This is a genomic window from Nesterenkonia sandarakina (assembly GCF_014138825.1).
GTDB classification, from domain to species: Bacteria; Actinomycetota; Actinomycetes; order Actinomycetales; family Micrococcaceae; genus Nesterenkonia; species Nesterenkonia sandarakina.
In genome coordinates, this window is record NZ_JACJIH010000001.1 from 2,678,893 (window position 1) to 2,705,519 (window position 26,627).

General features: G+C 69.0%; 26 protein-coding genes and 1 tRNA gene. 15 read left to right on the forward strand and 12 right to left on the reverse strand.

Translation table 11 applies throughout. The features are described from left to right. Positions 1 to 33 precede the first annotated feature (33 nt). Positions 34 to 1,338 (forward strand): endo-1,4-beta-xylanase, encoded by a 1,305-nt coding sequence (locus HNR24_RS12210; protein WP_182495904.1) that lies wholly within the window; start codon positions 34 to 36, stop codon positions 1,336 to 1,338. A 102-nt stretch (positions 1,339 to 1,440) separates the two neighbouring features. On the opposite strand, the gene HNR24_RS12215 is transcribed toward HNR24_RS12210, so the two are convergent. After that, the gene (locus tag HNR24_RS12215; RefSeq protein WP_058887622.1) at positions 1,441 to 2,547 is read right to left on the reverse strand and encodes an alkene reductase; all 1,107 of its coding nucleotides are present in this window, start codon (positions 2,545 to 2,547) and stop codon (positions 1,441 to 1,443) included. Between the two features lie 240 nt (positions 2,548 to 2,787). On the opposite strand from HNR24_RS12215, the gene HNR24_RS12220 reads away from it, so the two are divergent. Then, a complete protein-coding gene (locus tag HNR24_RS12220) occupies positions 2,788 to 3,027 on the forward strand; it encodes a hypothetical protein (RefSeq protein ID WP_182495905.1) in 240 nt (79 codons plus the stop codon). A 113-nt stretch (positions 3,028 to 3,140) separates the two neighbouring features. Here HNR24_RS12220 and HNR24_RS12225 read toward each other — a convergent pair whose 3' ends face one another. The 3 genes from HNR24_RS12225 to HNR24_RS12235 form a co-directional block, all read right to left on the reverse strand. Continuing rightward, positions 3,141 to 3,290, reverse strand: coding sequence for a hypothetical protein (locus HNR24_RS12225; protein WP_182495906.1), 150 nt, complete (start codon positions 3,288 to 3,290; stop codon positions 3,141 to 3,143). Positions 3,291 to 3,425: 135 nt separating this feature from the next. Continuing rightward, positions 3,426 to 3,501: transfer RNA gene (locus tag HNR24_RS12230), tRNA-Arg, on the reverse strand. A 91-nt stretch (positions 3,502 to 3,592) separates the two neighbouring features. Then, positions 3,593 to 4,321, reverse strand: a complete 729-nt coding sequence (locus HNR24_RS12235) for a hypothetical protein (RefSeq protein WP_182495907.1) — start codon at positions 4,319 to 4,321, stop codon at positions 3,593 to 3,595. Positions 4,322 to 4,420: 99 nt separating this feature from the next. Here HNR24_RS12235 and HNR24_RS12240 point away from each other — a divergent pair, with 99 nt between their 5' ends. From HNR24_RS12240 to sucD, 3 genes are all read left to right on the forward strand, one after another. Further along, a complete protein-coding gene (locus HNR24_RS12240; RefSeq protein ID WP_182495908.1) occupies positions 4,421 to 7,150 on the forward strand; it encodes an ATP-dependent helicase in 2,730 nt (909 codons plus the stop codon). A 73-nt stretch (positions 7,151 to 7,223) separates the two neighbouring features. Next, positions 7,224 to 8,402 (forward strand): ADP-forming succinate--CoA ligase subunit beta, encoded by a 1,179-nt coding sequence (sucC, locus tag HNR24_RS12245; protein ID WP_179441041.1) that lies wholly within the window; start codon positions 7,224 to 7,226, stop codon positions 8,400 to 8,402. A 15-nt stretch (positions 8,403 to 8,417) separates the two neighbouring features. Further along, on the forward strand, positions 8,418 to 9,332 hold the full coding sequence (gene sucD / locus HNR24_RS12250; protein WP_182495909.1) for a succinate--CoA ligase subunit alpha: 915 nt from the start codon (positions 8,418 to 8,420) through the stop codon (positions 9,330 to 9,332). A gap of 114 nt (positions 9,333 to 9,446) precedes the next feature. Here sucD and HNR24_RS12255 read toward each other — a convergent pair whose 3' ends face one another. The 3 genes from HNR24_RS12255 to HNR24_RS12265 all read right to left on the reverse strand — a co-directional run bounded on the left by HNR24_RS12255 (position 9,447) and on the right by HNR24_RS12265 (position 12,173). Beyond that, positions 9,447 to 9,899: a pyridoxamine 5'-phosphate oxidase family protein gene (locus HNR24_RS12255; protein ID WP_182495910.1), complete on the reverse strand. Its 453-nt coding sequence runs from the start codon at positions 9,897 to 9,899 to the stop codon at positions 9,447 to 9,449. Between the two features lie 121 nt (positions 9,900 to 10,020). Further along, positions 10,021 to 11,166 (reverse strand): VIT1/CCC1 transporter family protein, encoded by a 1,146-nt coding sequence (locus HNR24_RS12260; protein WP_182495911.1) that lies wholly within the window; start codon positions 11,164 to 11,166, stop codon positions 10,021 to 10,023. A 59-nt stretch (positions 11,167 to 11,225) separates the two neighbouring features. Further along, the gene (locus tag HNR24_RS12265; RefSeq protein WP_310735442.1) at positions 11,226 to 12,173 is read right to left on the reverse strand and encodes an inositol monophosphatase family protein; all 948 of its coding nucleotides are present in this window, start codon (positions 12,171 to 12,173) and stop codon (positions 11,226 to 11,228) included. A gap of 65 nt (positions 12,174 to 12,238) precedes the next feature. Between HNR24_RS12265 and HNR24_RS12270 the strand changes: the two genes are divergently transcribed. Continuing rightward, a complete protein-coding gene (locus tag HNR24_RS12270; RefSeq protein WP_058887740.1) occupies positions 12,239 to 13,396 on the forward strand; it encodes an App1 family protein phosphatidate phosphatase in 1,158 nt (385 codons plus the stop codon). A gap of 188 nt (positions 13,397 to 13,584) precedes the next feature. On the opposite strand, the gene HNR24_RS12275 is transcribed toward HNR24_RS12270, so the two are convergent. Further along, the gene (locus HNR24_RS12275; protein WP_058887613.1) at positions 13,585 to 14,832 is read right to left on the reverse strand and encodes a glycosyltransferase family 4 protein; all 1,248 of its coding nucleotides are present in this window, start codon (positions 14,830 to 14,832) and stop codon (positions 13,585 to 13,587) included. Positions 14,833 to 14,934: 102 nt separating this feature from the next. Between HNR24_RS12275 and HNR24_RS12280 the strand changes: the two genes are divergently transcribed. Both HNR24_RS12280 and HNR24_RS12285 read left to right on the forward strand, forming a co-directional pair. Then, positions 14,935 to 15,687, forward strand: a complete 753-nt coding sequence (locus HNR24_RS12280) for a sulfite exporter TauE/SafE family protein (RefSeq protein ID WP_058887612.1) — start codon at positions 14,935 to 14,937, stop codon at positions 15,685 to 15,687. 49 nt (positions 15,688 to 15,736) lie between these two features. Further along, entirely contained in the window at positions 15,737 to 17,095 is a 1,359-nt protein-coding gene (locus HNR24_RS12285) for a cell division protein PerM (RefSeq protein WP_058887611.1), read from the forward strand. Positions 17,096 to 17,118: 23 nt separating this feature from the next. Here the strand turns inward: HNR24_RS12285 and HNR24_RS12290 are convergent, their stop codons facing one another. Further along, the gene (locus tag HNR24_RS12290; RefSeq protein WP_157075326.1) at positions 17,119 to 17,544 is read right to left on the reverse strand and encodes a hypothetical protein; all 426 of its coding nucleotides are present in this window, start codon (positions 17,542 to 17,544) and stop codon (positions 17,119 to 17,121) included. A 74-nt stretch (positions 17,545 to 17,618) separates the two neighbouring features. Here HNR24_RS12290 and purN point away from each other — a divergent pair, with 74 nt between their 5' ends. Next, positions 17,619 to 18,197 (forward strand): phosphoribosylglycinamide formyltransferase, encoded by a 579-nt coding sequence (gene purN / locus HNR24_RS12295; RefSeq protein WP_058887609.1) that lies wholly within the window; start codon positions 17,619 to 17,621, stop codon positions 18,195 to 18,197. On the opposite strand, the gene HNR24_RS12300 is transcribed toward purN, so the two are convergent. Further along, positions 18,184 to 19,251, reverse strand: coding sequence for an exosortase/archaeosortase family protein (locus HNR24_RS12300; RefSeq protein WP_182495912.1), 1,068 nt, complete (start codon positions 19,249 to 19,251; stop codon positions 18,184 to 18,186). The genes purN and HNR24_RS12300 overlap by 14 nt on opposite strands. A 171-nt stretch (positions 19,252 to 19,422) precedes the next feature. Between HNR24_RS12300 and HNR24_RS12305 the strand changes: the two genes are divergently transcribed. The 5 genes from HNR24_RS12305 to ccsB all read left to right on the forward strand — a co-directional run bounded on the left by HNR24_RS12305 (position 19,423) and on the right by ccsB (position 24,468). After that, positions 19,423 to 20,124, forward strand: a complete 702-nt coding sequence (locus HNR24_RS12305; RefSeq protein WP_058887607.1) for a histidine phosphatase family protein — start codon at positions 19,423 to 19,425, stop codon at positions 20,122 to 20,124. 171 nt (positions 20,125 to 20,295) lie between these two features. Beyond that, complete coding sequence (locus HNR24_RS12310) at positions 20,296 to 20,931, forward strand: TlpA family protein disulfide reductase (RefSeq protein WP_058887606.1); 636 nt, start codon at positions 20,296 to 20,298, stop codon at positions 20,929 to 20,931. Beyond that, a complete protein-coding gene (locus HNR24_RS12315; RefSeq protein WP_232301676.1) occupies positions 20,928 to 21,722 on the forward strand; it encodes a cytochrome c biogenesis CcdA family protein in 795 nt (264 codons plus the stop codon). Before HNR24_RS12310 ends, HNR24_RS12315 begins: the two co-directional genes overlap by 4 nt. Then, positions 21,722 to 23,404 carry a cytochrome c biogenesis protein ResB gene (resB, locus tag HNR24_RS12320; RefSeq protein WP_083504591.1) on the forward strand — a complete coding sequence of 561 codons (1,683 nt, stop codon included), beginning with the start codon at positions 21,722 to 21,724 and terminating at the stop codon, positions 23,402 to 23,404. Before HNR24_RS12315 ends, resB begins: the two co-directional genes overlap by 1 nt. Further along, on the forward strand, positions 23,404 to 24,468 hold the full coding sequence (gene ccsB / locus HNR24_RS12325) for a c-type cytochrome biogenesis protein CcsB (RefSeq protein WP_058887605.1): 1,065 nt from the start codon (positions 23,404 to 23,406) through the stop codon (positions 24,466 to 24,468). Before resB ends, ccsB begins: the two co-directional genes overlap by 1 nt. A gap of 125 nt (positions 24,469 to 24,593) precedes the next feature. On the opposite strand, the gene HNR24_RS12330 is transcribed toward ccsB, so the two are convergent. Then, complete coding sequence (locus HNR24_RS12330) at positions 24,594 to 24,938, reverse strand: DUF4229 domain-containing protein (protein WP_157075324.1); 345 nt, start codon at positions 24,936 to 24,938, stop codon at positions 24,594 to 24,596. 61 nt (positions 24,939 to 24,999) lie between these two features. Between HNR24_RS12330 and HNR24_RS12335 the strand changes: the two genes are divergently transcribed. Continuing rightward, positions 25,000 to 25,548, forward strand: a complete 549-nt coding sequence (locus HNR24_RS12335; RefSeq protein ID WP_157075323.1) for a PLD nuclease N-terminal domain-containing protein — start codon at positions 25,000 to 25,002, stop codon at positions 25,546 to 25,548. Between the two features lie 96 nt (positions 25,549 to 25,644). On the opposite strand, the gene HNR24_RS12340 is transcribed toward HNR24_RS12335, so the two are convergent. Then, on the reverse strand, positions 25,645 to 26,520 hold the full coding sequence (locus HNR24_RS12340; RefSeq protein ID WP_058887602.1) for a 1,4-dihydroxy-2-naphthoate polyprenyltransferase: 876 nt from the start codon (positions 26,518 to 26,520) through the stop codon (positions 25,645 to 25,647). Positions 26,521 to 26,627: the final 107 nt, after the last annotated feature.

Here is a 26,627-nt window from a genome sequence, read left to right on the forward strand (position 1 = left end):
CGCTGAGTCACATGTCCATGGCAGACTTCAACCATGACCTCGCTCTTCACCTCGCCCGGATCATCGCTCCGTCCCGACCCCGGTCTGGCGCACCGCCGGGCCCAGGCCACGCTCACCGTCACCGGTGAGGACGGGTCGCCGCTGGCGGAGCAGGATGTGCTGGTGCGCCAGCGGGACCACGCCTTCGGGTTCGGCTGCATCGGGTTCGGGCTCATCGACTGGATCAACGGGAGATCCCGGGACGAGACCGGCGACGCCGAGCTCGCGCGGCGCTGGACGGCCCTGTTCAACAAGGCCACCCTGCCGTTCTACTGGGGCCGGTTCGAGGCGGTCCGCGGCGAGCCGAAGACCGCCGAGCTGCGTGCCGCCGCGCAGTGGTTCAGGGACCGCGGCGTGGGCGTCAAGGGCCACCCGCTGCTGTGGCACACGCTGACCGCGCCGTGGCTGATGGACCTGGGGGCCGAGCAGATCGACCAGGCGCTCCGCGAGCGGATCCGCCGCGAGGTGGCGGAGTTCACTGGAGTGATCGACACCTGGGATGCGATCAATGAGGCCGTGATCATGCCGGTGTTCACCGCCGAGCCCAACGCGGTCACCACGCTCGCCCGGCAGAAGGGGCGGGTCGCGATGCTGCGGCTGGCCTTCGAGGAGGCGCGAGCGGCGAACCCCGAGGCCACCCTGCTGCTGAACGACTTCGACATGTCCACCGGCTACGAGTGTCTGATCGAGGCGGCGCTGGAGGCAGGGGTGGAGATCGACCGGCTGGGTCTGCAGTCCCACATGCACCAGGGCGCCTGGGGTGAGGAGAAGACCCACGACGTGCTCGAGCGGTTCTCGCGCTTCAACATCCCGATCCACTTCACCGAGACCACGATCCTCTCCGGCGCCCCGGTGCCCGAGCACATCTCCGACCTCAACGACTGGCAGGTCTCAGCCGCGCAGTGGCCCTCCACCGAGGAGGGGGAAGCGCGCCAGGCCGAGGAGATCCAGGCCCACTACCGACGGCTCTTCGCGCACCCCGCCGTAGAGTCCCTGACCTATTGGGGTCTGCCGGACAAGGACATGTGGCTCAACGCCCCCGGCGGTCTGCTCCGCCGCGACGGCAGCCCCAAGCCCGCCTACGACCGGCTCCATGAGCTGATCAAAGGCGAATGGTGGACCCCGGAGACCCCGCTGCGCACCGACGAGGCCGGCCGGGTCAGCCTCGAGGGCTTCCTCGGCGGCTATGAGCTCGAGGTCGACGGCGCAGTGGCCAGCTTCGAGCTGCAGGCCCCGGGCGCGAGTCACCTGGAGCTGCGTCTGCCGCAGCGCTCAGCGGCGAGCACCGGCATCCGGTAGGCACCGCCAGCCGGTGACCGCCGCCGGACGGTGATCACCCCTGACGGTGCTGCCTCTGACGGTGCCGCCGCTGGCAGTGCCCTCAGCCGACGCTCCGCCGGGTCAGTTCCGCAGCGCCGGGTAGTCGGTGTAGCCGCGCTCTCCGCCGACATAGAAGGTCGAGGGGTCGGGCTCGTTCTCCTCGAGTCCGAGCTCCCAGCGGCGAGCCAGATCCGGGTTGGCGATGGCCGAGCGACCCACGCCCACAGCCTCGGAGAGGTCCTGTTCGAGGAGCCGGAGCGCCTCCTCCCGGGTGGTCTGCACGCCGAAGCCTGAGTTGGCGATCAGCGGGGCGCCGGAGACGGTCCGGATCAGCTGCACGATCTCGCTGGCCGGGTCTGCGTTGAGCACATCGATGTGGCTGAGCCCCAGGGGCGCGAAACCTTCAGCCATGGCGCGGTAGGTGGCCATCGCGTCGTCGTGGTCCTCCTCCATGGCCCCCTGGATGTTGTGCTGCGGGGAGAGCCGGATGCCGGTGCGGTCAGCGCCGATCGCCGCGGAGACCGAGGCCGCGACCTCCACCGAGAGCCGCGCCCGATTCTGCGGGGAGCCGCCGTAGCCGTCGGTGCGGGTGTTCGACCCTGGGGCGGTGAACTCATGGAGCAGGTAGCCGTTGGCGCCGTGGAGCTGCACGCCGTCGAAGCCTGCTTCGATCGCGTTGCGCGAGGCCTCGGTGAAATCGGTGATGGTCTGTGCGACCTCCTCGGCGCTCAGCGCATGCGGCACCGGATGGGGCGCCTTGCCCTCAGGGGTGCGAATCTCCCCGGGGGCGGCGAGCGCACTGGGGGCGACGACGCGGCCGGTGCCGGAGATCAGCTCATGGCCGATCCGCCCGCCGTGCATGATCTGGGCGATGATCTTCCCGCCCGCGGCGTGCACCGAATCGGTGACCCTGCGCCAGCCGGCGACCTGCTCGGGCGTCTGCAGTCCGGGCTGACCGATCCAGGTGCGTCCCTCCATCACCGGGAAGGTACCCTCGGTGACGATCAGCCCCAGCGAGGCGCGCTGGGTGTAGTACTGGACCATCAGCTCATTGGGCACCCCGTCCTCGCCGGCGCGGATCCGGGTCAGCGGAGCCATCACCAGCCGGTTGCGGATCTCGATGGCTCCCAGGGAGAGCGGGGAGAAGAGCGTGTCCTGCACCTGGCTTGTCTCAGCGGCAGTGGTCATGGAGGGGGTCCTTTCATGCGTGGTGGTCCGCGCGCTTCCGCTGCAGGAGGCGCCCGGTCCGTTCTGCACAGAGCAACCGTCACCGGGCGGCTTCGATTCCTGATCCGGGCCAAGGTCACAGTCCCGGGTGGATATCGTGGAGCGATGGATGTCTTCGCCGCGAGTGCTGCCCCGTCGATCCCCCCGCTGCAGACGGTGACCAGGCTCCAGTCGGCGCTGAGCTAGGCCGGGATCGAGAGTGTGGTCGGTGGATCCGGGCTGCTTGCAAGCCTGGGGCTCATCCAGACGGTCCATCACAGCATCGACGTGCTGGTCGGCTTCGCACTGGAGTCGCAGGGTCGCTTGGTGAGCATTCCGGCCAGGCCCGGGCATATGTGGCGGGGACTGAGGATGGCGCGCCCGGAGGAATGGCTGGCGGCCTACCGGCTGATGGGACGAGCCGAGCGGGCCGAGGCGCTGCAGCGCCACCTCGGGCGCTGAGTCGAGGAAGGTGCATCTCCCGCACCCTCAGGACATGAGAGAGGGCCGGTCACCAGGACCGGCCCTCTCGTGAGACCTGCAGCAGCACATCTGCCTGAAGGCTGCTGCGCGGCTCAGCCTCGAGTCGTGTAGTCGGTGTGGTCGTCTTCGACTTCCTGCTGGTAGTTCTTGATCAGCCGCAGCTCGTGTTCGATTCTCTGATTCGACTCTTCCAGCGACCGAAGCTTATGCAGGACCTCATCCTGGAAATTGGTCTCGGACATGTCGCTCTCCTCCAGTTAGCCCCGGTCCTGAGCGGGCCGGCTAGGTCTACTGTAGATGTGTTCTGCGACACTGCACCCGGTTCGGCGTCTTCGGATGGTGAACTCGGTCAGGCAATGCGCTGGCTGAGGCAGGCCTGGTCCCCCCGGCAGGATTCGAACCTGCGACACCCGCTTTAGGAGAGCGGTGCTCTATCCCCTGAGCTACGGAGGGTTGACCGGTGGAGACCACCGTATGCCGTGAGTCCTGCGCGGCACCGGACCATCCTACCTGGGGCGCGTGCCGCCCGGAGCTGGCCTGCGGGCTAGCGCCGTTCCACGCCCTGTCGGATCAGGCTCATCACCACTGAACCGATCACCACGACCCCCAGGATCATCAGCAGCGACCAACTGGTGACGGTGAAGACCGAGGAGACGGCGACCAGTCCGGGATCCAGCGGCTCCATCGTGAGGATCCGGTCGATCAGGAAGTTTTCGGTGATGTCCACCGCGGCGAAGAGCACCGCCCCGCTGAGCACGATCCAGCGAATCACCCCGCGCTTCATCACCAGCCCCACCACGGCCCAGCTCGCGAGCAGGAAGGAGAGCGGGAAGAGGATGCCGGCGGTGCGGTGCAGGAAGCTGAGCTGCCCGGTGCCGTCGGCGTCCATGACATTGCGCAGCCTCTCGATGTCCTCCACCGAGTAGCCCAGCAGTCGGCTGTCCGGCATGGAGAAGCCGCCGGCGAAATAGTTCATCTGCGGCAGCGCATAGAGGTGCAGGTAGGCGAAGAGGAAGGCCATCAGGCCCAGCAGCGCGTAGAGCAGCAGGTGCGGATTGGAATCCGTGCCCGCCCCGGCCCGCTGGTTCGCCTCGCTGAGGTAGCCCTGGCGCACGTCGTCGCGCCGCTGCGGCGTCGTGGAGATGTCGCGGCCCTCCCGGCGGGCCTGCCGAAACGCCCGGAGCCCGCCGGCAGCACCCGGGCTTCCCGAGGCTTCTGGCTGCGTGGGCTCGCGCGCGGGGTTGCCCCGCACCTTCTTGCGCCGCTTGGACATGACCCTCCTGGATAGATCCGCGTGCTCTTAGTCTGGCAGAGGTTTCACCCGCGCACGCCCCGGGTGGGTGTCAGCTCCGGCGCTTAGACTGGGTCCACCATGGATTTCCTCTTCACCCCGCCGAAGGCCGCGCCCGCCGAGCACTCATGCAAGCCCACCAGCCCCGGCGCTGCCGAGAGTTCCGAACCCCAGGACGACGGTGGGCCCGCCGTGTTGCAGCAGTCCCAGCCCTCGGCCGCTCAGCCGCCCGCCGACGCCGACGCCGAGCTGAACCCCGAGCAGCAGGCGGCCGTGCTGCACTCAGGATCCCCGCTGCTGATCGTGGCGGGTGCGGGCTCCGGCAAGACCCGGGTGCTGACCCGACGGGTGGTGCACCTGCTGCGCAGCGGAGCCGCCCGGCCGCATGAGATCCTCGCGATCACCTTCACCAACAAGGCAGCCCGGGAGATGAAGGACCGCATCGCGGAGATGATCGGCCCCTCGGCGGAGCGGATGTGGATCTCCACCTTTCACTCCTCCTGCGTGCGGATACTGCGCGCCGAGGCCGCCCACCTGGGTCGTCGCTCCACCTTCACGATATATGACAGTGCGGACTCGCTGCGGCTGATCACCACCATCGCGAAGTCCCATGACCTGGACCCGAAGCGGTTCGCCCCGCGTGCGCTGAAGAACAAGATCTCGGCGCTGAAGAACGAACTCGTGGACGCCGATGAGTTTCAGTCCACCGCCGCCCATGAGCCGTTCTCCGAGGCGGTCGCCACGGTCTACCGGGAGTACAGCGAGAGGCTGCGCGCGGCCAACGCCTATGACTTCGATGACCTGCTCGCCGAGACGGTCTACATGTTCGACGCCTTCCCGCGGATCCTGGACAGCTACCGGCGCCGCTTCCGGCATGTGCTCGTCGATGAGTACCAGGACACCAACCACGCCCAGTATCGACTGGTCCGCCAGCTCACCGGCCCCACCGAGACCACCGGCGCCACCGAGGCCGCAGCGGAGGCGATGAACCAGGTCCCCACGCCCGGCGCGGAGCTCACCGTGGTCGGGGACTCGGATCAGTCCATCTACGCCTTCCGCGGCGCCGACATCCGCAACATCGTCGAGTTCGCCCGGGACTACCCCGATGCCACCACGATCAAGCTGGAGCAGAACTACCGCTCCACGCAGACCATCCTCAACGCCGCCAACGCGGTGATCTCGCAGAACCCGAACCGCACCGAGAAGAAGCTCTGGACCGCCCTGGGCGAGGGGTCCCCGGTGGTGCTGCACGTGGCCCCCTCGGAGAACGACGAGGCGGAATGGATCGCGCGGACCATCGATTCGCTCGGTGACTCGCACGGGATCAAGCCCTCCGACGTCGCCGTGTTCTACCGGACCAACGCGCAGTCCCGCTCGCTGGAGGAGCGGCTGATCAACCGGGGCATCCCGTACCGGGTCATCGGCGGCACCCGGTTCTACGACCGCAAAGAGATCAAGGACGCCCTGGCCTACCTGCGGGTGGTCAACAACCCCGACGACGACGTCAACCTGCGCCGGATCCTCAACGAGCCCAAACGCGGGATCGGAGAGCGCGCCGAAGGTGCCGTGGCGACTCTGGCCACACGGGACCGGACCACCTTCTTGGAGGCGCTGCGCCGAGCCGATCAGGCCCCGGGGATCGCGACCCGCTCATGCAAGGCCATCGCCTCCTTCGTGCGGATGATCGATGACCTGATCCAGCTGAACCAGGACGGCCGTCCCTCGGTGGTGCTCGAAGCCGTGCTGGAACAGTCCGGGATGCTCGAGGCGCTGCGCCAGTCCAAGGACCTCCAGGACGAGTCCCGGGCGGACAACCTCGGTGAGCTGGTGGCCGTGGTCAAGGAATACGAGACGGAGGCCGCCGCCGCTGACGCCGCCAGAGACACCAACGGGGACACCGTCTCCGGGGGAGTCGTCCCGGGAGAGGACTTCCTGGAGACCGAGACCGGGTCGACCGCCGGGTCCAGCGCCGACGCCGGGCTCACCGGCGCGGGACCGCAGGAGGGCCCCGGTGCGCTGGCGAACTTCCTGGAGCAGGTCTCTCTGGTCGCCGACGCCGACGCGATCCCCTCCGCGGAGGACGCCGAGTCTCAGCGGCTGGCGGTGGAGCAGGGCCAGGTGACCCTGATGACGCTGCACACCGCCAAGGGCCTGGAGTTCCCGGTGGTCTTCCTCACCGGCATGGAGCATGGGATCTTCCCGCACTCCCGGTCGATGTCTGATCCCGAGGAGCTCGCCGAGGAGCGCCGGCTGGCGTATGTCGGGCTGACCCGGGCTCGTCAGCGGCTCTACCTCTCCCGGGCTGAGTCCCGGCATCTCTGGGGCCAGCACCAGTTCAACCCGCCGAGCCAGTTCCTCGGAGAGATCCCGGAGGAGCTGATCGAGGTCGACGCCGCGTCCTCCACCTCCTCCCGCGGCCCGCGCTTCGGCTCGGGCGGGTTCGGATCCTCCGGCTTCGGGGGCTCCATCCAGGGCGGGGCCGGCAGCCTCAGCGGCGGCTGGGGCTCGGGGTCGAATTCCTACGGCTCCGGGGCACCGCGCTCAGGCGCCACCATCTACGGCGCGGCCGGCAGCGAGAAGGTTTCCTCCTCGCTGCCCGGGGCCACCCGCGGAGCCGCGCCGAGTCAGGTGGACCCGGACCGGGAGCTGCCCAGTCTGAGCCCCGGTGATCGGGTCAGTCACCAGCGGTTCGGGGTGGGTGAGGTGCTCGCGGTGGAAGGTTCAGGGGCGAAGACCGTGGCCAAGGTCAGCTTCGCCGGGTCCGAGAAGCGACTCCTCCTGCGATATGCTCCACTGGAGAAGGTCAGCTGAGCGCTGCGCGTGAAGCGCGCCGTGCCGCGGGCCTTCACATGTAGAGATGACTTCGACGTAGAAGGACACACACGTGGACCTGTATGAGTACCAGGCGCGCGATCTCTTCGAGGCACACGGTGTTCCCGTGCTGGCCGGAATCGTGGCGCAGACCCCGGAAGAAGCGAAGGCGGCCGCCGAGAAGATCGGTGGCGTCGTCGTCGTCAAGGCTCAGGTAAAGGTCGGAGGCCGCGGCAAAGCCGGCGGCGTCAAACTGGCCAAGAGCGCCGATGAAGCGCAGCAGCATGCTGAAGCCATTCTGGGCATGGACATCAAGGGGCACACCGTGCACCGCGTGATGATCGCCCAGGGTGCAGACATCGCAGATGAGTACTACTTCTCGATCCTGCTGGACCGAGCCAACCGCGACTACCTCGTGATGTGCTCCAAAGAGGGCGGCGTGGAGATCGAGCAGCTCGCCGAAGAGCGGCCCGAGGCGCTGGCGCGGGTGAACGTGGACCCGAACACCGGCATCGATGCGGCCAAGGGCAAGGAGATCGCCGAGAAGGCCGGTTTCCCCGCCGAGCAGCACGATCAGCTGGCGCACGCCTTCGTGCAGCTGTGGACCGTGTTCTCCAAGGAGGACGCCACGCTGGTCGAGGTGAACCCGCTGGTGAAGACCGGCGACGGGCAGATCATCGCCCTCGACGGCAAGGTCACCATCGACGAGAACGCCGGATTCCGCCAGCCGGGTCACTCCGAGCTCGTGGATGAGCAGACCGAGGATCCGCTGGAGGCCAAGGCCAAGGCCAATGACCTGAACTACGTCAAGCTTGACGGCCAGGTCGGCATCATCGGCAACGGCGCCGGTCTGGTCATGTCCACCCTGGACGTCGTCGCCTACGCGGGCGAGGCCCACGGCGGCGTGAAGCCGGCGAACTTCCTGGACATCGGCGGCGGCGCCTCGGCTGAGGTCATGGCCAACGGCCTCGACGTCATCCTCGGCGACGAGCAGGTCGAATCGGTGTTCGTCAACGTCTTCGGCGGGATCACCTCCTGCGACGCCGTGGCCAACGGCATCGTCAAGGCTCTGGAGATCCTCGGCGACTCCGCCAGCAAGCCGCTCGTGGTCCGCCTCGACGGCAACAACGTGGAGGAGGGGCGCCGGATTCTTCAGGCGGCGAACCACCCGCTGGTCACCACCGCTGACACCATGGACGCCGGCGCCGACAAGGCTGCCGAACTTGCGCATTCCGCGCGGACTGACAAGTAAGGACCTGCTCACACAATGTCTATCTACCTGAACAAGGACTCCAAGGTCATCGTCCAGGGCATCACCGGCGGCGAGGGCACCAAGCACACCGCCCTGATGCTCAAAGCAGGCACCAACATCGTCGGCGGCGTCAACGCCCGCAAGGCCGGCACCACCGTGTCCCACAAGGACCAGGCCGGCGCCGAGGTCGAGCTGCCCGTCTTCGAATCCGTGGCGGAGGCCATGGAGAAGACCGGGGCCGACGTCTCCGTGGCCTTCGTACCGCCGAAGTTCGCCAAGGATGCCGCCGTGGAGGCGATCGAGGCCGGCATCGGCCTGCTGGTGGTCATCACCGAGGGCATCCCGGTGCAGGACTCCGCGGAGTTCTTCAACCTCTCGCTGACCAAGACCGGTCCTGACGGCAAGCCCGTCACCCGGATCATCGGCCCGAACTGCCCCGGCATCATCACCCCGGGTCAGGCACTGGCCGGCATCACCCCGGCGAACATCACCGAGGCCGGACCCATCGGCCTGGTCTCGAAGTCCGGGACGCTGACCTACCAGATGATGTACGAGCTGCGCGACATCGGCTTCTCGACCTCCATCGGCATCGGCGGCGACCCGGTCATCGGCACCACGCACATCGACGCGCTGGAGGCCTTCGAGAACGATCCGGAGACCAAGGCCATCGTGATGATCGGTGAGATCGGCGGCGACGCCGAGGAGCGCGCCGCGGACTACATCAAGGCACACGTCACCAAGCCCGTGGTGGGCTACGTGGCCGGCTTCACCGCTCCCGAGGGCAAGACCATGGGCCACGCCGGTGCCATCGTCTCCGGCGGCTCGGGCACGGCAGAAGGCAAGAAGGAGGCCCTGGAGGCTGCCGGCGTGAAGGTCGGCAAGACGCCGTCCGAGACCGCCGCGCTGCTCCGCGAGGTCTTCAAGGGCTGAGGCTCACTTCACGTCGCAGCCTGCACAGCCGCAGGCTCAACAGCCGCAGGCTCAACAGTCGCAGAGCGGGGCCGTTCCTGATCATCAGGGGCGGCCCCGTCCTCGTCTGTGCGCTCAGCCGCCCTCGGAGCCCTCGCCCAGCTCGCGCTCCGGGTGCTCGCCGAAGCGGAAGTGACGTCCGCTGATCTCCTGCGGGGTGATCCGCACGAAATAGTCCTTCAAGGTGGGCACCCACGGCTTGATCTGCAGCGCCTCGGCGGCCTCCCGGTCCGCGGAGGTCTCCAGCCGGGCGGCCGTGCCGCGCACCACCACCGACCAGGCCTGATCCGAGAGGATCCCGTCGGCCTCGAAGAGCACGCTCTCATTGACGGCCATCTCCGCGAGCTTGGAGCCCGGAGCTGTGCGCAGCACGATCCTCCGGTCTGCGACGGCGCAGTTGATCGGGAAGATGTCGGCCCGCCCGCCGACCACGGTGACCAGCCGGCCGTGGGCGACGCCTTCCAGCAGGGTCCAGCAACGGTCCTCGCTGAGCACCAGGACCGGTTCGCCCTCAACGTGTTCGAACATCGTCGCCGCCTCTCGTCAGGGATGCGTGATGCAGCTCACCATGCTTCACCGAGTCTAGACCTGCTTCCCGGTCCCGTCTCTAGGGGCCGCACCGGCGTCCCGCGGGACCTCAGGCGGGGGATCAGGCCACGGTGCCGCCGAGCAGCGTGCCCAGAAGATAGGTCACGGCCGCCGCGCCGAGGCCGATGCCCAGCTGGCGCAGGCCGCGCTTGAGCGGTGAGGCCCCGGAGAGCAGCCCCACTGCCGCGCCGGTGGCCAGCAGCGCGACCCCGACCAGCGAGCTGGCGATGATGATCGCGGTGATCCCCTCGCTGCCCAGCAGATATGGCAGCACCGGGATCAGTGCTCCCACGGCGAAGAACACGAAGCTGGAGCCGGCCGCGGTCCAGGCCGATCCCACGATCTCGTGCGAATCGGCAGGCTCTTCGGGGTCATGGGAGAGCTCCGGCCTGCAGTCGCAGGTGAAGACGTCCAGCCGTTCCAGGGCGCGGTGCTCTGCATCGGCCTGGCTCATGCCGCGTGCCCGGTAGACCAGGATCAGCTCATTGTGGTCGAAGTCCAGGTCCGGTGCTGCGCGCAGGGTGACCTGTGTGGGGCGGGTGGCGTCCAGGAGCTCGCGCTGGCTGCGCACCGAGACGAACTCCCCGGCGGCCATCGAGAGAGCCCCGGCGAGCAGTCCGGCGATCCCGGTCAGCAGGATCACACCGGCCCCGACCCCGGTGCCGCCCATGCCCACGATCAGCGCCAGATTCGAGACCAGTCCGTCATTGGCGCCGAAGACCGCGGCGCGGAACCCCCCGGAGAGCTTCTCGCGCCCGCGGGTGGCCAGGGCTCGGACCACCTCCTCGTGGATGGCCTCATCGGCGGCCATGCGCGCGGTCGCATCGTCGTCCTGGTCGTAGGGGGAGCCGCCCTCGGCGCGCTGGGCCAGCGCCAGGATGAACACGGAGCCGAAGATGCGCGCCATCCAGCCCAGCAGCACCCGGTGCGCGGACGGTGCGGGCAGCCGCTCGGCGTCAGCTCCCAGGAGATCCCGCCAGTGCTGCTCGTGACGCTTCTCCGCTGCGGCGAGCCCGAGCAGGATCTGACGCTCCTCGCCGCGCTTGCGCTCGGCCAGTGCGGTGTAGAGCCGACCCTCGGCCTGCTCATCGGCGAGGTACTTGCGCCAGCGGCGGATCTGCCGCGGAGTCGGGGGTGAGGCCTTCGTGCTGGGGGTGTTCGCGGGGCGGGCAGGCGCTGACGGGTCTGCGGGATCTGGGGAGCTCATTGAGCTCAGTCTTCCCGATCTGTGTTCGCCGCGGACCTCTGGACGGCCTGTGACGAAGTTCAGGAATGGCTAAACCGACGACGACGCGCGCTGGCCGCGTCGAAGAGTCGGCGTGCTGCGGGGGAGTCCACCCCGGGGCCCAGCCCCAGATAGTCCGGCGCCAGGTGGTCCGGGCTCTGCCCGAGATGATCCGTGGTGCCGCGGGAGGCGAGGTAGCTGCCCCCGGCCCGACGCAGGATGAGCATCCCGGCCGCGATGTCCCAGGGTTTGGTGTCCACGCCCAGTACGACATCGGTCCATCCCGCAGCCGCGTGGCAGAGCTCCAGTGCTCCGGAGACCACCCGGCGCACCGTGGAGAAGCTGGTGACCATCTCCCCGAAGGCCTCCAGGGCCAGCGGTCCCTCCTGGGCCAGCACCTCCGCGGAGGGATAGCTGGTCATCAGGTTCAGCGCGGCGCCCGAGCGCGGCGCCTCACGGGAGGATCCCAGTCGGATCTCGGGCCGCTGGGAGGAGGAGAGGTAGGCGCCGTCGTCGTCGGCGGAGAAGCTGAGCCGATTCACCGGGTCATGGACCACCCCGGCGATCACCTCGCCGCCGAAGACCGCAGCGATGGAGATCGAGAACATCGCAAAGCCGTGCGCGAAGTTGCTGGTCCCGTCGATGGGGTCGATGATCCACTCCAGGGAGCCGCTGCCGCGCGCCCCGGACTCCTCGCCGGTGACCCAGGAGTCGGGGACCGCGCGGGTCAGCGCCAGGGACAGGGCGTCCTCGGTGGCGCCGTCGTAGAAGGTGACCAGATCATGGCTGTTGGTCTTCGCGCGCACGCCCAGTCCGGGGTGTGCCGGGTCCGCGGCGGGGCTGGCTGCCGCTGGGCTCGCCGATGAGGGGCTGGCTTCGGCGCAGGGGCGGAAGGCCTCGGTGAGCGGGAGCCCCGCCGTCTGCGCGGCGTGCAGGGCGATCCTGCGCAGCTCGCGCGTGGAGGGTCGGGCGGCGGTGGTGTTCGGCACATGTTCACCCTACCCACCCGGGGATGCGGCAGTGGCCCAGGGCACAAGCCGGTATGATCGAGCCGATGACGAACCCAGAGCCCACCGAGGTCATTCAGGACGATGCGGCCGCGCGGTCCCACTACAGCGACCGCACCCGGAACCGGGTGATGAAGACCGAGGACCGCTGGCACCAGTTCCGGCTCGGCCTGGCCCGGCGGCGTGGGCAGAACGTCACCATGCTCTCCATGACCGGCTACGGCTGCCGCCGCTGGGTGCGCATCTTCTCCCGAGTGGTGATGGCCCCGGACTCCGACTTCGAGAACGGCATGCGCGTGGCGAAGGTCATCGCCGACGGGGTCCGCGGCTGGCGCAACTTCGTCTCCGCCCCGGTTCCCTTCGCGGAGCTCACCGTGGAGATCGCAGGCCGGGAATTCGAAGTGGTGGCCGACCGGGGCGGGATCGTGGACGCAGTGATCGAGACCGATCTCCAGCCGGGCTGGCAGCAGGTCACCCTGCGTGCCCCCGGCAGCGAGCCGACCACGGCCGATGTGCACATCATCGACGATGACACGCTCACCGGGGTGGTCTGCGACATCGACGACACCGTGGTGGTCACCACGCTGCCGCGCCCGCTGCTGGCGGCCTGGAACTCCTTCGTGCTGGACGAGCACGCCCGCACCCCCACCCCCGGCATGGCCGTGATGATGGAACGACTGATGGTCAGCTTCCCCGGCTCCCCGGTGATCTACATCTCCACCGGCGCCTGGAACGTGGCCCAGACCCTGACCCGCTTCCTCACCCGGAACCTCTACCCGCAGGGGCCGCTGCTGCTCACCGACTGGGGGCCGACGGCGGACCGCTGGTTCCGCTCCGGTCGCGAGCACAAGGTCCAGCAGCTGGAGCGTCTGGCCCAGGACTTCCCGGAGATGTCCTGGGTGCTGATCGGTGATGACGGCCAGCATGACCCCAGCATCTACGCCGACTTCGTCCGCCGTCACCCGGAGCACGTCACCGCGGTGATCATCCGGGAGCTGACCTACTCCGAGGCGATGCTGGCCGGTGGCCGCGCCGAGGACCCGGCGGGCAACGATCTGCTCAACTACGGCGACCCCACGGAGCCCTCCGATGCGGTCCAGCTCGCCGGAGATCGCCGCATCCCCTGGATCTACGGGCCGGACGGCAAGGACATCGCCGCGAAGCTCTCCCAGCACGGACTGCTCTCCCAGCAGGCGCCTTCCTGAGCGGAGGCCGCGGAGCACCGACGTGCTCCCGGCGGCCCGGTGGCAGGGCCGCTCGGTGGCAGCGCCGCAGGGTGCTAGGCCGGTCCAATGCCACCGCTGCGCCGCGGCCCGGCCGCACCGCTGCGCCGCGGCCCGGCCGCACCGCTGCGCCGCAGCCCGGCAGCTCTGCGGCACACGGGCTTCGCCGCTCAGCGCGCCGAGCTGACCTCCGTGGTCCAGGACTCGGCCCGGCGTGGCCGGGCATCCACGCTGCGCACTCGCCGATTGACCTCCACCGCGCGGGCGTAGTGCCCGATCAGCTCGTTCGAGAGAGCCTCCCAGGTGCGTGACTGCACGCTCTCATGGGCTCGCAGCCCGAAGTCCCGGCGCGTCGAGTCATCGCTGAGCAGGTGCTCCACGGCGGAACGCAGTCCGGTGAGGTCCCCGGGCCGGTAGAGCCAGCCGGTGCGTCCGACGTCGACCAGGTCCAGCGGTCCGCCCCGGCCCACCGCCACCACGGGCACCGCAGCGGCCATCGCCTCCTGGATGGTCTGGCAGAACGTCTCGGCCTCTCCGGGATGGACGAAGACATCCAGGCTGGCCACGTGGGCGCCCAGTGCGTCACCGGACTGGAAACCGGCGAAGTGCGCGCGCGGGAGTCTCCGGCGCAGCGTGTCCTCCTGCGGGCCCGAGCCGATGATCACCAGCCGGGTGCCCGGGAGCGCGTCGAGCACCGCCAGGTCCTCCACCTGCTTCTCTGCGGCGAGCCGCCCCACGAAGCCGATCAGCAGCTCCTCGGAGTCCGTGTCACCGGAACGCGCTGCGGCGCTGCTGCGGATCTGCGCCCGCAGCGCCTCGCTGCGTCGGGCCGGGTTGAAGCGCTTGGTGTCCACACCGCGCCGCCAGGTCTTCAGTCGTCTGATCCCGCGCCGGGTCAGCTGCTCCCGGCAGAAGGAGGAGGGAACCAGGGTCAGCGTAGAAGCCGTGTGCATCCGATCCACGTGCTGCCAGAGCAGCTCTGTGGCCCAGGGCAGCCGGTAGCGCGCCGCGTAGGTGGGCACCTCGGTCTGATAGATCGACACCGTGGGCACGCCCAGCGCGGCGGCCGCCTGGATGGCACGCCAGCCCAGCACGAAGGGTGAGGCCACGTGGACCACATCGGGGCGGACCCGTTCCAGGATCTGGCGGATCCGGGTGACGGATCCCGCCGCCACCCGGACCTTCGGATAGTCCGGCAGCGGCAGCGACGGCACCCGGATGACGGGGAACCCCTCATGGAGCTCCCCGCCGAGGGCGCCCGGGTCGGTGCGCGGGCCGGTGTCGAACATGGACTCCGAGGGGGCGATGACCGTGACCTGGTCGCCGCGGCGACGCAGATGGGCGAGCACATGTTGGACGGAGTTCGTCACGCCGTTCATGTGGGGCAGGAAGGATTCGGTGACCACGAGAACTCTCACGCCCTCAGGCTAGGAGGCCCGGAGAAGCACGGGTCGACGTCGTCGTGACCGCTCTGTGAACGCCGCTCAAACGTTTTCCTGCCCAGCGGATAGGGTGACCAGGTGGAGTCACTGATCCCTCTCGCCGTCGTCGGCCTGGTCCTGCTCGCCGCCGTCATCCAGCGTCTGGTGGGTCTGGGCTTCGGGATGGTGATGGCACCGTTCCTGGTGGTGCTCATCGGCGCCCACGAGGGCGTGATGCTGGTGAACTTCCTGAGCATCTTCGCCCCGATCCTGGTGCTGCCCCGCATCTGGGGCGACATCGAATGGCGCAAGGTGCTCTGGCTGGGACTCCCGGCGCTCGCGGTGATGCCCGCCGCGGCGTGGATCTCGGTGAACTCCTCCTCTGGACCGCTCTACGTGGTGGTCGCGGCGCTGGTGATCATCGGACTGATCACCTCGATGCTGCTGAGCCGGATCACCTTCCAGGCCGACGGGGTCACCACCCGGGTGATCGCCGGCCTCGGGTCCGGGGCCGGCACCGTGATCGCCGGGGTCGGCGGCCCCGCGATGACGATCTACGCGGTGGTCTCGCGCTGGCCGATCATGTCCATGATCGCCACGCTGCAGCCGATCTGGATCCTGCTCTCCCTGGGCTCCTTCGGGATCAAATGGTCCTTCGACGACGGCGCGCTGCCCGGGCTGCCCTGGTGGGCCTGGGCGGGCTCCGTGGTGGCGATCGTGGTCGGGATCGGGATCGGGGAGTGGCTCCAGCGCCGCATCGACGAGACCCTGGTGCGGCGGCTGGTGCTCATCCTGGCCTTCATCGGCTCGGTCATGGCTCTGATCACAGGTCTGCGACTGATGCTCGGCTGAGGCCTGTTGCTCCAGCCGAAGACCAGCACCTGCTGGCACCATAGGAGCGATGGCCACCACCGACTCCACCCCCAGCGCCGCCGCGCGCTCCCGGCCCGGCGCCCCCTCGGGGCCCCGACGCCGCTTCCGCCTGCCGACCCCTCCGCTGTGGCTGATCGGACTGGTGGAGGCGGCTCAGATCCTGCTCATCACGATCCTGCTGGTGGGGCTGCCGGTGCTGGTGATGAGCCTGGCAGGAGGTTTCTCCGGGTTTGACCTGGGCGCGGTGGCGGAGCTGACCACGCAGGCCTGGCTGGTGCTCCACGGCACCCCGGTGCAGCTGGTCCTGGACTCAGACGCGGCCGCCCTTGGCGGGGGTCTCACCGTGCCTGCGGCCGGTTGGTTCCACCTGGTGCCGCTGGGGCTCACCCTGATCCCGCTCTGGCTGGGGTGGCGCGCCGGGGGGCGCATCGCCCGCGGGTCCTATTCGGACCAGCTCTGGCAGGGGCTGCTGCCGCTGATCCTGGGGTACGCGAGCGGGGCCGCCGGGCTGGCGTGGCTGGCCCAGAGCGAGACCTTCCAAGTGATGCCGCTGCTGGGAGCGCTCTGCGCCGCAGTGCTGATGAGCCTTGCCGCGCTCGCCGGCTGCTACGCCGAGGCGCGCAGCGCGGGGCGGATGTTCGGCACAGACCTCGAGGAGCGGATCGATGCGCTCTCGCAGCGGCTGCGCTGGGCCGGCTCCTATGCCTGGGCAGTGGCCAGGGCGGGCTTCGTCGGCTGCATCGCGGCCTGCGGTCTGGCGGCCCTGCTGCTCGCCGGAGCATTGGGCATGCGGTGGATGGAGATCGCCAACGTCTATGAGCAGCTCAACCCCGGTGTTGCGGGCGTCACGGGGCTCACCGTGCTGCATCTGGGCCTGGCCCCGAACCTGGTGCTCTGGGCCCTGGCCTATTCCACGGGCTCTGGCTTCGCGCTGGGCACCGGCACCCTGGTCTCACCGCTGAGCACCGAGCTGGGTGCCGTGCCGGCGGTGCCGGTGCTCGCCGCGCTGCCGGCAGAGGCCTCCCCCTACAGCCTGCTCGTGCTGGGGCTGCCGGTGCTTGCCGGCGTCGTGGCCGGGTGGTGGCTGATGCGGGAGGGGGAGAATCACCTGGGCGACTGGTTCACGCTGCGGATCTCCTTCCGGCCGCTCGCGGCAGGACTCTCCACCCTTGCGCTCGGGGTCCTCACCGGTCTGGTCACCGGTCTGTTGGCCCTGGGCCCGCTCTGGCTCTCCCACATCTCCCTGGGCGTGGGGCGGATGACCGATCTTGGACCGCATGCCCTGCTCAGCGCCGGGATGCTCGGCGCCTGGGTCGCCCTCGGTGCGATCCTGGGCTACAGCATCTCCCTCGGAGCCCAGCGGCTGCGCCGTCGGACCAGGAGCTGAGAGAGCCCGGCTCTCTCCTGAGATCAGCGGCCGAGGCCGGGCACCGAGTTCATCATGCCGTCTTCGTACTCGAGCAGACAGCGCTGCATCGACCGCTCGGTCAGGGCGCTGGCCTGGCACTGGTCGAAGTCCACCGTGGCCTGCCAGAAGATCGCCTGCGAACCGGCCGTGAACGTGAAGATCCCACAGCACAGCAGGGCCGCGATCGCGCTGATATGCATCATGACCGGCAGTCGCCGGCGGAAGCAGGCGACGAGCAGGATGATCCCCCCGACGATGCCCAGCAGACCAGCGACCACCGCGAGCAGCCTGTAGGGAAGCGGCAGCTGCAGCCCGAGGTAGCTCAGCAACAGGGCCAGGACGAGCCACCCGGTGAAGCGACCGTAGAAGCGGAAGGTCTTCTCATCAAGGTCAGCGGCGCGGCTGCGGCCTGGTGGTGTCATGCTCATGGTCCACCACCCTATCCGTGCACCTGCAAGGGCCGGGACTGCCGAGTCGAAGAACCGGCATTAGGCTGGCGGTCATGCGAATAGTGGCCCTAGTCTCCGGTGCGGGGACGAACCTGCAAGCCGTCATCGATGCCGTGCATGGCGGTGAGCTTGACCTTCAGATCGCCGCGGTGGGCTCTGACGTCCCGGACTGCGGCGGGCTCGAGCGGGCGACGGCGGCGCAGATCCCCACGTTCGCGGTGCCCCTGGTCAAGGGCGGGGACCGCTCGGCGTGGAACCTGGAACTCGCCCGAGCCGTCCGCGAACATGACCCCGACCTCGTGGTCTCCAGCGGATTCATGCGGATCCTGGGGTCCGAGTTCCTCGCGCGGGTGGGCGCGCCGATCATCAACACCCACCCGGCGCTGCTGCCCAGCTTCCCCGGCGCTCACGCGGTCCGCGACGCGCTGGCCCACGGCGTCAAGATCACCGGGTGCACCGTGCACCAGGTCGACGCAGGAGTCGACACCGGCCCGATCCTCGCCCAGGAGGCCGTCAGGGTGCAGCAGCAGGACGATCAGGACTCGTTGCACGAACGGATCAAGACCGAGGAGCGACGCCTGCTGGTGGAGACGCTGCGCGGGATCGGCGCCGGTGAGATCACCGTGGAGTAGAGCCGCCGTAGGGATCGTCCTGCGGGCGCGGACCCGACTGGTGAGGGCCCTGCTGGTACGGGTTCTGCTGGTACGGGTTCTGCTGGTACGGGTTCTGCTGGGGCGAGCCCTGCTGGCCGGGGCTCTGCTGGTACGGGCCGGACTGGTAGGAACCCGGCTGATGCTGGCCCTGCGATGCTGGACCCAGTCCCTGAGGACTCTGCGGGCCGGGCTGACCGGGACCTCCGTAGGGCCCTGGTGACCGCGCGGCATCCTTGAAGGCCTTGCGATCGCGCACGTAGGTATTGCTGGCCGGGAGCCAGAGCGCCACCAGAGCGGCAAGGCTGAGGCCGGTCACGATCAGGTTCGCGGGACCGAAGAGGATCATGAACACGCTGCCGGCGAGGAAGATGGTGGCCAGAATGCGCCCCACATTGCCGGTCATGGTGCCGACGAAGGCGAACACGGTGTAGAGCGCCGCCAGGATGATCCCTCCCAGCAGCACCATCACCCCGAGTCCGAGCATGATGTCCTGGACCGAGAGCTCCTCGGCGCCGGGACCCTGCTGGGCCTGGGACTCTTCCGCCACCTCGGTCCAGAACGGGTCGACGTCCTGAGGGTCCATGGAGGTGAAGTCCAGGAAGCTGAAGATGCTCAGGATCAATGCTGCCGCGCCTGCAAGCAGCATCAGGACCATGGCCAGGATCAGCGTCAGCGGCCGCTTGGGTTTTCCTGCGGCACCCGGTGCGCCGGGCTGGGTGTAGCCGCCCTGATGCGGTCCGGGACCGGCTTGCTGCCCCTGCGGGGCGCCATAGCCCCCTGATGTGCCCTGACCGGAGGGCGGACCATAGCCCGAGGGCTGGCCGTAACCCGAGGGCGCGCCATATCCGGAGGACTGGCCGTAACCCGATGGCTGGCCGTAGCCCGAGGATTGGCCGTAGCCGGAGGGAGCCCCCGGGCCTTGGGGCTGCGGCGAGCCCTGCGGCGGCTGTTGCTGGGGGGCCGGGGTCTCGGGCCGGCGCTGACCCCACCGGGGCTGCTCCGGGGGGAGATTCTCTTCGGGTGTGCTGCTCATGCTGTGCCTCCTCCGCGCCTGGGTCCGCTCGGTGCACCGTGTGCAGAGCATGACCTGCGGCGCTGCCGCGGTCCGATCTCAGCACTACTGTATCGGCGGGCCGGCGCGCACCGTACCCGTGCTCTGCCTGGGAGTGTGGCGGCCGCAGAGATTTCTGCAAGACTGTGCGCCATGAAACCTCGGGATAACACGGATCCACTCACAGCGCCGCTGGCAGGCTCCACCGTGCACCTGGTGCGCCACGGTGAGGTGCATAATCCGGACCGGGTGCTCTACGGCAGGCTCCCCGGTTTCGGGCTCTCGGAGCTGGGTCAGCAGATGGCCCAGGGGATCGCCGAGTACTTCCAGGCGCGCGCCGACTCCGGGCGCCCGGTCCACATGTTGGCGGCATCGCCGCTGCAGCGGGCCCAAGAGACCGTGGCCCCGATCTCGGCACGTCTGGGGCTCCCGGTCACCGTGGAGGATCGGGTGCTCGAGGCGGAGAACGCCTTCGAGGGTCTCTCCGAGGTCAAGCGGCAGCTGAAGAACCCGCGCTGGTGGCCGCTGCTGATCAACCCGTGGCGTCCCTCCTGGGGTGAACCCTATAAGTTCCAGGTCAACCGGGTGCTCGCCGCCGTCAAAGAGCTCTCCGACCAGGCCGTCGCCGAGCATGGCGATGGTGCCGAGGTCGTCGTCGTCTCCCACCAGCTGCCGATCTGGGTGACCAGGCTCTGGGCGGAGGGCCGCCCGCTGTTCCATGACCCGCGTGACCGCGAGTGCTCACTGACCTCGGTGACCTCGCTGCACATCGGCCCCGACGGGGTGGAGTCGGTGAGCTACGCCGAGCCCAACCACGAACTCCTCAAGGACGCCGCGAACCTCCCCGGCGCCTGATCTCTCTGCCCGGCCCACCACATCCGGCTCACCACCACCGGTGCGCCGAGGCGGCGGGGAATCCCGCCATGAGACCCCTGTGTGACTTCTGGCTCCGGCAGCACTTCTACGGACTGTAGAATTAGTGCTCGGCTGACCTTGACTCCCTCTTCAGATCTGGACACCGCGCGCATGACCGTCACTGAGAAGACCACCCCCCGGACGTCACGCCTGAGCGCCCTGGCCGCAGTGGCCCTGGCCTCGATGCTGGCGCTCGCCGGATGCAGCTCCGCCAACGACGAGCTCAGCCAGCGCGCCCAGAATGATGGCACCAACTACGTCGCAGGAGACGGCTCGGTCCAGGAGCTGGCCGTCGCGGACCGGGGCGAACCCGTGCAGTTCGAGTCCACGCTCTTCGACGGCTCCCAGGTGGGTCCCGAACGCTGGGAGGGCGAGGTCACCGTGATCAACTTCTGGTACGCCGCCTGCGCTCCCTGCCGGGTGGAGGCTCCTGACCTTGCGGACCTGCACGCGGAGTTCGAAGACGAGGGGGTGCAGTTCTATGGGGTCAACACTCGCGACACCCAGCCCACCGCCGAGGCGTTCGAACGCACCTTCGGCATCGAGTACCCCTCCATGGAGGATCGCAGCGGTGAGGTCATGCTCGCCATGACCGACTATGTTCCGCCATCAGCGGTGCCCACCACCCTGGTGCTGGACAAGCAGGGTCGGGTCTCCGCGCGGATCCTTGGGATCGCCGAGCCGGCCACCCTGCGCGCGCTGATCGACACCGCCTTGGATGAAGACTCGGAGTCTGCGCAGCCGTGACGGACACACTGCTTCTGGCGGCCCCGCTGGCGGGTGCCGCAGACAACCGCTTCGCCGAGATCGTCTTCGACGGCTCGCTGCTGATCTCCGCCCCGGTGGCGCTGCTCGCCGGGCTCGTCTCCTTCCTCTCACCCTGCGTGCTGCCGCTGGTGCCCGGCTACCTGGGCTATGTGACCGGCCTCTCCGGGGTGGAGCTCCATGAGCGGCGCCGCTCCCGGATGGTGCTCGGCGCCTCGCTCTTCGTGCTGGGCTTCTCCGTGGTCTTCGTGCTCATCGGCGTGGTCTTCACCCAGGCCATGGTCTGGCTCCGCGTGGAGGGGGGCTGGCTGACCCAGGTGCTCGGCGGCGTCGTGGTCGTCATGGGTCTGGTCTTCATGGGCGCGTTCACCTTCTTCCAGCGCGAGCGCAAGATCGAACGTCGCCCGCCCGACGGTCTGCTCGGTGCGCCGCTGCTGGGCGCGACCTTCGGCATCGGCTGGGCGCCGTGCATCGGCCCGACCCTGGCCGCCGTGCTCGCCCTGGCCACCCCGATGGGCGGAGACCCGGGACGCGGGGTCTTCCTGATGTTCATCTACTGCCTGGGGCTCGGCATCCCGTTCATCCTGATCAGCCTCGGGCTCAAGCGCGGGATGACCACCTTGGCGTTCTTCACGCGACACAAGGTCGCCGTGATGCGCTTCGGCGGCGCCGTACTGATCCTGGTCGGGCTGCTGATGCTCTCGGGGATCTGGAACACCTGGGTCTTTGCTCTGCAGGACTGGTTCGCCAATGAAGTGAGGCTGCCCATCTGATGGCCGAAAAACGCGAGAACACCTATATGCCGGCCGGGCACCGTGACGCACCCGAAGCCGCCGAGAACGACCCGCGCAGCGCCGGCGGCAAGCCCGAGGTCGCCACCCCCGCGCTGGGCGTCAAGGGCATGCTGCGCTGGGCCTGGACCCAGCTGACCTCGATGCGCACTGCGCTGATGTTGCTGCTTCTGCTCGCCGTGGCCGCCGTGCCAGGTTCGATCTTCCCGCAGCGCGTGCAGGACTCCTTCGCGGTGGCCACCTGGATCGAGGACAACCCCGGGGTCGGGGAGGTGCTGGACTTCCTGCAGTTCTTCGACGTCTACTCCTCCATCTGGTTCTCCGCGATCTACCTGCTGCTGTTCATCTCGCTCATCGGCTGCATCCTGCCTCGCGCGAAGAAGCACTGGCAGCAGGCCACCTCCGCCCCGCCGCGCACCCCGCGTCGGCTGGAGCGGCTCCCCGAGTCGGGGGCCCTGGAGCTGCAGTCGAGCGCCGCCGGCGACGCCCAGGACGGACCCGCCGCAGAGCAGGCGCTGGAAGACGCCGCGGCGATCCTGAAGGCCCGGCGCTACCGGGTCGAGGTCCGGGAGACCTCCGTGGGAGCCGAGCGCGGCTACCTCAAGGAGACCGGCAACCTGCTCTTCCACGTGTCGCTGGTCGGGGTGCTGATCTGCGTGGCGCTGGGCTCGATGTTCAGCTACCGCGGACAGAAGGTCCTGGTCGAGGACGAGAGCTTCGTCAACGCCCTGGTTGCCTATGACAACTTCTACCCCGGGGCGTACTTCAGCGAAGACCAGATGCAGCCCTTCTCGGTCAGCCTCGACGCCTTCGAGCGGGTCTTCGACCGGGAGTCGGCCACCCACTTCGGCCAGGCCCTGGACTTCACCGCCGATGTCACCACTCGGATGGGCGCCGACGGGGAGCCGCAGACCGAGGAGCTGAAGGTCAACCAGCCGCTGACCATGGACGGCGCACGGGTCTTCCTGGTCGGCAACGGCTACGCCCCGGAGGTCACGGTGCGCGACGGCGACGGTGAGGTCGCCTTCTCCGGACCCGTAATCACTCGTCCAGATGACGGTGTCTACACCTCGATGGCGGTGATCAAGGCACCCGACGCCGCCCCCGAGCAGCTCGGCTTCGTGGGGCTGTTCCTGCCGACCTCACAGGACTCCGGTGACGGCCTCGCCGTCTCGGTGGACCCCGAGCTGGGCAACCCGGAGCTGCAGCTGAACTCCTACTACGGCGATCTCGGCCTCGACGACGGGCTCGCCCAGAACGTCTACGTGCTCGACACCGAATCTCTCGAGACGTTGAACTCCCGAGAGCTCGACGCCGGCGGCATCGTGCTCTCTCCCGGCGAGACCTACGAACTCCCCGAAGGCATGGGCTCGATCAGCTTCGACGGGGTCAAGGACTACATCGCCATCGACATCCACTACAACCCGGCGCAGCAGGGAGTGCTGATCTTCGCGCTGACCGCACTCGGCGGTCTCGTGCTCTCGCTCTTCCTGCGCCGTCGTCGCGCCTGGGTGACCGTGGAGACCACACCGGCCGGACGCACCCTGGTGCGCTACGGCCTGCTCTCCCGCGGGGAGGACTTCCGCCTGCGAGATGAGAACATTGCCCTGCGCGCCCAGTTCGAGAAGAAGTGGCCGGTGCGCGACCCAGAGAAGGAATCCTGATGCAATCCATCAATATGGAGCTGGCGCAGTACAGCGAACTGTTCACGCTGATCGCCGCGTTCATCTACACCGGTGCATTCATGCTCTTCGCGGTGGACATGATCCGCAGCTCGGCCACCATCCGCCGGGTCGAGGCCGAGCTGGCGGCTGAGAACGCCGCTGAGCGCGAGCTGGTCGGTGCGGGGTCCGTCTCCGCCGGGTCGGCCGAGGCGGACAACGACGCCGGACGTCCGGCCGCCGCACCGGCCGAGGAGCTGGTCGATGAGGAGATGGCCTACCTGGGCACCTCTCGGCCGTTCGCCAACGTCGCGGTGGCGCTGACGGTGCTCGGCGTGGCCGCACATGCCTTCGCCGTCGCAGCCCGCGGGATCGCGGCGAACCGGGTGCCGTGGGCGAACATGTATGAGTTCCTGGTCACCGGGGGCCTGGTGGTCGCCGCGGTCTACCTGCTGGTGCTCACCCGCAAGGACGTCCGGTTCCTGGGGACCTTCGCGCTGGGCCTGGTGGTCACCATGATGGCCGGCGCCACGATCGGGTTCCCGACGCCGGTGGCCCATGTGCAGCCGGCCCTGCAGAGTCCCTGGATCGCGATCCACGTCTCGCTCGCGGTCATGGCCATCTCGCTGTTCACGCTGACCTTCGCGATGAACGTGCTGCAGCTGATCCAGCACCGTCGGGAACTCGCCCAGGCCGCAGGGCAGGCCACCCGGCGCAGCGGCTGGCAGTTCCTGCGTCTGGTGCCCTCAGCGACCTCGCTGGAGAACTGGGCCTACCGGATGAACGCCGTGGGCTTCGTCTTCTGGACCCTCGGTCCGCTGATCACCGGGGCCATCTGGGCTGAGGAGGCCTGGGGCCGGTACTGGGGCTGGGACGTCAAGGAGGTCTGGACCTTCGTGATCTGGACGGTCTACGCCGGCTACCTCCACGCCCGCGCGACCCGCGGCTGGACCGGCAACCGCGCCGCCTGGCTCTCGATCATCGGCTACGGCTGCATCATCTTCAACTACGCCGTGGTCAACGTCTACTTCCCCGGCCTGCACTCCTACGCCGGCCTGCCCGAGTAGGTCGCCCCGAGCAGGTCTGCCCGGGCCGGGCTGTCCGAGTAGGCCTGCCTGGGCAGGCCTTCCCCAGTAGACCTGCCGGGCTGCCCGAGCAGGTCTGGCTGGGCAGGTCGTCCCGGGGTGGGCGGCTAGCGGGTGGACCCGGACTGGGGCCCGTTCTCCTCCGCGCCGCGCTGCTGCGCGCGCAGCTGCTCCTGGCTGAGGTGGAAGTCCTCGGCCAGGGCGTCCTCCGCCGCGTTGTCATCGAGCTCAGAGCCGCCCAGCTTGCGGCCTCCGCCGAAGCGCCGGGCGAGCTCCTGGCCTGCCTCGAGGCGCAGCTTGTTGAAGAACAGATACCCCAGCGCCCAGGACACGATCAGACCCACGATCAGGGCGAAGAACACCGTGTATTGCCCCAGGTCCAGCAGCAGACATGCCGCGAAGACGATGAAGAAGGCCCCCAGGCGCAGCAGCGAATATTTCAGCACAGACATGCCCCCAGTGTAGGTCTGCACGCTGGTGAATCCGAGTTCACGGATCAACTACCCTGGAAGGATGATGAGGATCATTATCGGCTTGGGAATCGTGGGGCTGGGGCTGCTGATCTACAGCCTGATCGAATGCCTGCAGACCCCGCGCCATCGGATCCGCGTGATGCCGAAGCTGGCATGGATCGCGGTGATCGTGCTGCTGCCGATCATCGGAGCCAGCCTGTGGCTGGGCTTTGGTCGCGTCCGCGCCCCGAAGAAGGGTGCTGCGGCCTCGCGCCGTCCGCGCTCGCCCGATGACGACCCCGACTTCCTGCGTCAGGTGGAGATCCAGCGTCGGCAGCGTCAGCGCGCCGAGGAGCAGCGCCAGCGTGAGGCGGAAGCCCGCCGCAAGGAGCGGGAGCTGCAGTCGCGCAGCGACGATGAGCGTGAGAAGCAGCTCGGCGAGGCCGCCGATGCCGCCGTCGCGGGGGACACCGCCGCGCCGGAGGCAGGGCAGGATGAGGCCGCAGGCGGCTCCTCGAGCAATGGTCGCCCGGTGGATGAGGACGCCGAGGGCACCCGCAAGAAGTCCTCAGATGACGACGACGGACCCGCGCCCGCCCCGCAGAGCTGAGCTGCTCTTGGGCCTGGCCCTGGGAAGCCGAGCGGCTCTCCGCCCGGCGGCGGCGCCAGCGAAGCCTCGACGGGGCCAGGGTTGGCGGGGTCGGCCTCAGCTGAGGATCAGCGCCGCCGAATAGCTCAGCGCGAAGGCCATCCCGATCAGGCTGGTCAGCTGCAGCACCTTGATCAGTGCGTGGCCCGTCTTCTCGGGTGAGAGCATGATCCGCGCCGGTCCCAGCGCCAGCGGCCAGGCCAGCAGCACCAGCAGGAACCATAGGCTGTGCACCAGCAGCGTCAGCGGCAGCACCAGTGCGAGTCCGACCATCAGGACGTAGCTGATCCGGGCACGCTGCTCGCCGAGCCGGACCGCAAGGGTGAGCTTCCCGGCCTCGCGATCGGTGGGAATGTCACGGACGTTGTTGGCCATCAGCAGGGCGGCTGCGATCAGTCCCGAGCCCACGGCGCCGATCCACGCGTGAACGCTGAGCTGCGCCGCCATGGCCCAGGTGGTGCCCAGGGTGGCGACCAGGCCGAAGAAGACGAAGACCATGATCTCGCCCAGCCCGCGGTAGCCATAGGGTCGGGAGCCCCCGGTGTACCACCACGCAGCCAGCACGCAGGCTGCGCCCACTGCCAGCATCCACCACATGCCGGTCAGGATCACGATGATCAGTCCGGCCAGCGAGGCCAGCCCGAAGCTGAAGAACGCGGCGTCCTTGACCTGCCGGGGCTTCGCCGCCTTGGACCCGGTCAGGCGCATGGGCCCCACCCGGACGTCGTCGGTGCCGCGGATCCCGTCGGAGTAGTCATTGGCGTAGTTCACGCCGACCTGCAGGGCCAGCGCCACGACCAGGGCGAGCAGGCCGATCGCCAGATCGAAGCGACCCAGGGCCTGCGCGGCGGCGGCGCCGATGATCACCGGGGCCACGGCCAGCGGCAGGGTCCGCGGCCGCGCACCCGCTGCCCATTCCTTCACAGTTGCCACATCGTGTCCTCTCGTTGCTCTCTTCTTACGCGGTGAAGCGTGGGTACCACGGGATCTCGGTGCGAGTTCGCCCGTGTCGGGCCGGGTCAGCCGAGCCGACCCCGGCT

Coding starts and splice junctions, on each gene's coding strand:
- HNR24_RS12210 (WP_182495904.1), top strand. CDS start 34: ATGACCTCGCTCTTCACCTCGCCCGGATCATCGCTCCGTCCCGACCCC.
- HNR24_RS12215 (WP_058887622.1), bottom strand. CDS start 2,547: ATGACCACTGCCGCTGAGACAAGCCAGGTGCAGGACACGCTCTTCTCC.
- HNR24_RS12225 (WP_182495906.1), bottom strand. CDS start 3,290: ATGTCCGAGACCAATTTCCAGGATGAGGTCCTGCATAAGCTTCGGTCG.
- HNR24_RS12235 (WP_182495907.1), bottom strand. CDS start 4,321: ATGTCCAAGCGGCGCAAGAAGGTGCGGGGCAACCCCGCGCGCGAGCCC.
- HNR24_RS12240 (WP_182495908.1), top strand. CDS start 4,421: ATGGATTTCCTCTTCACCCCGCCGAAGGCCGCGCCCGCCGAGCACTCA.
- sucD (WP_182495909.1), top strand. CDS start 8,418: ATGTCTATCTACCTGAACAAGGACTCCAAGGTCATCGTCCAGGGCATC.
- HNR24_RS12255 (WP_182495910.1), bottom strand. CDS start 9,899: ATGTTCGAACACGTTGAGGGCGAACCGGTCCTGGTGCTCAGCGAGGAC.
- HNR24_RS12260 (WP_182495911.1), bottom strand. CDS start 11,166: ATGAGCTCCCCAGATCCCGCAGACCCGTCAGCGCCTGCCCGCCCCGCG.
- HNR24_RS12270 (WP_058887740.1), top strand. CDS start 12,239: ATGACGAACCCAGAGCCCACCGAGGTCATTCAGGACGATGCGGCCGCG.
- HNR24_RS12285 (WP_058887611.1), top strand. CDS start 15,737: ATGGCCACCACCGACTCCACCCCCAGCGCCGCCGCGCGCTCCCGGCCC.
- HNR24_RS12290 (WP_157075326.1), bottom strand. CDS start 17,544: ATGAGCATGACACCACCAGGCCGCAGCCGCGCCGCTGACCTTGATGAG.
- purN (WP_058887609.1), top strand. CDS start 17,619: ATGCGAATAGTGGCCCTAGTCTCCGGTGCGGGGACGAACCTGCAAGCC.
- HNR24_RS12300 (WP_182495912.1), bottom strand. CDS start 19,251: ATGAGCAGCACACCCGAAGAGAATCTCCCCCCGGAGCAGCCCCGGTGG.
- HNR24_RS12305 (WP_058887607.1), top strand. CDS start 19,423: ATGAAACCTCGGGATAACACGGATCCACTCACAGCGCCGCTGGCAGGC.
- HNR24_RS12310 (WP_058887606.1), top strand. CDS start 20,296: ATGACCGTCACTGAGAAGACCACCCCCCGGACGTCACGCCTGAGCGCC.
- resB (WP_083504591.1), top strand. CDS start 21,722: ATGGCCGAAAAACGCGAGAACACCTATATGCCGGCCGGGCACCGTGAC.
- ccsB (WP_058887605.1), top strand. CDS start 23,404: ATGCAATCCATCAATATGGAGCTGGCGCAGTACAGCGAACTGTTCACG.
- HNR24_RS12330 (WP_157075324.1), bottom strand. CDS start 24,938: ATGTCTGTGCTGAAATATTCGCTGCTGCGCCTGGGGGCCTTCTTCATC.
- HNR24_RS12335 (WP_157075323.1), top strand. CDS start 25,000: ATGATGAGGATCATTATCGGCTTGGGAATCGTGGGGCTGGGGCTGCTG.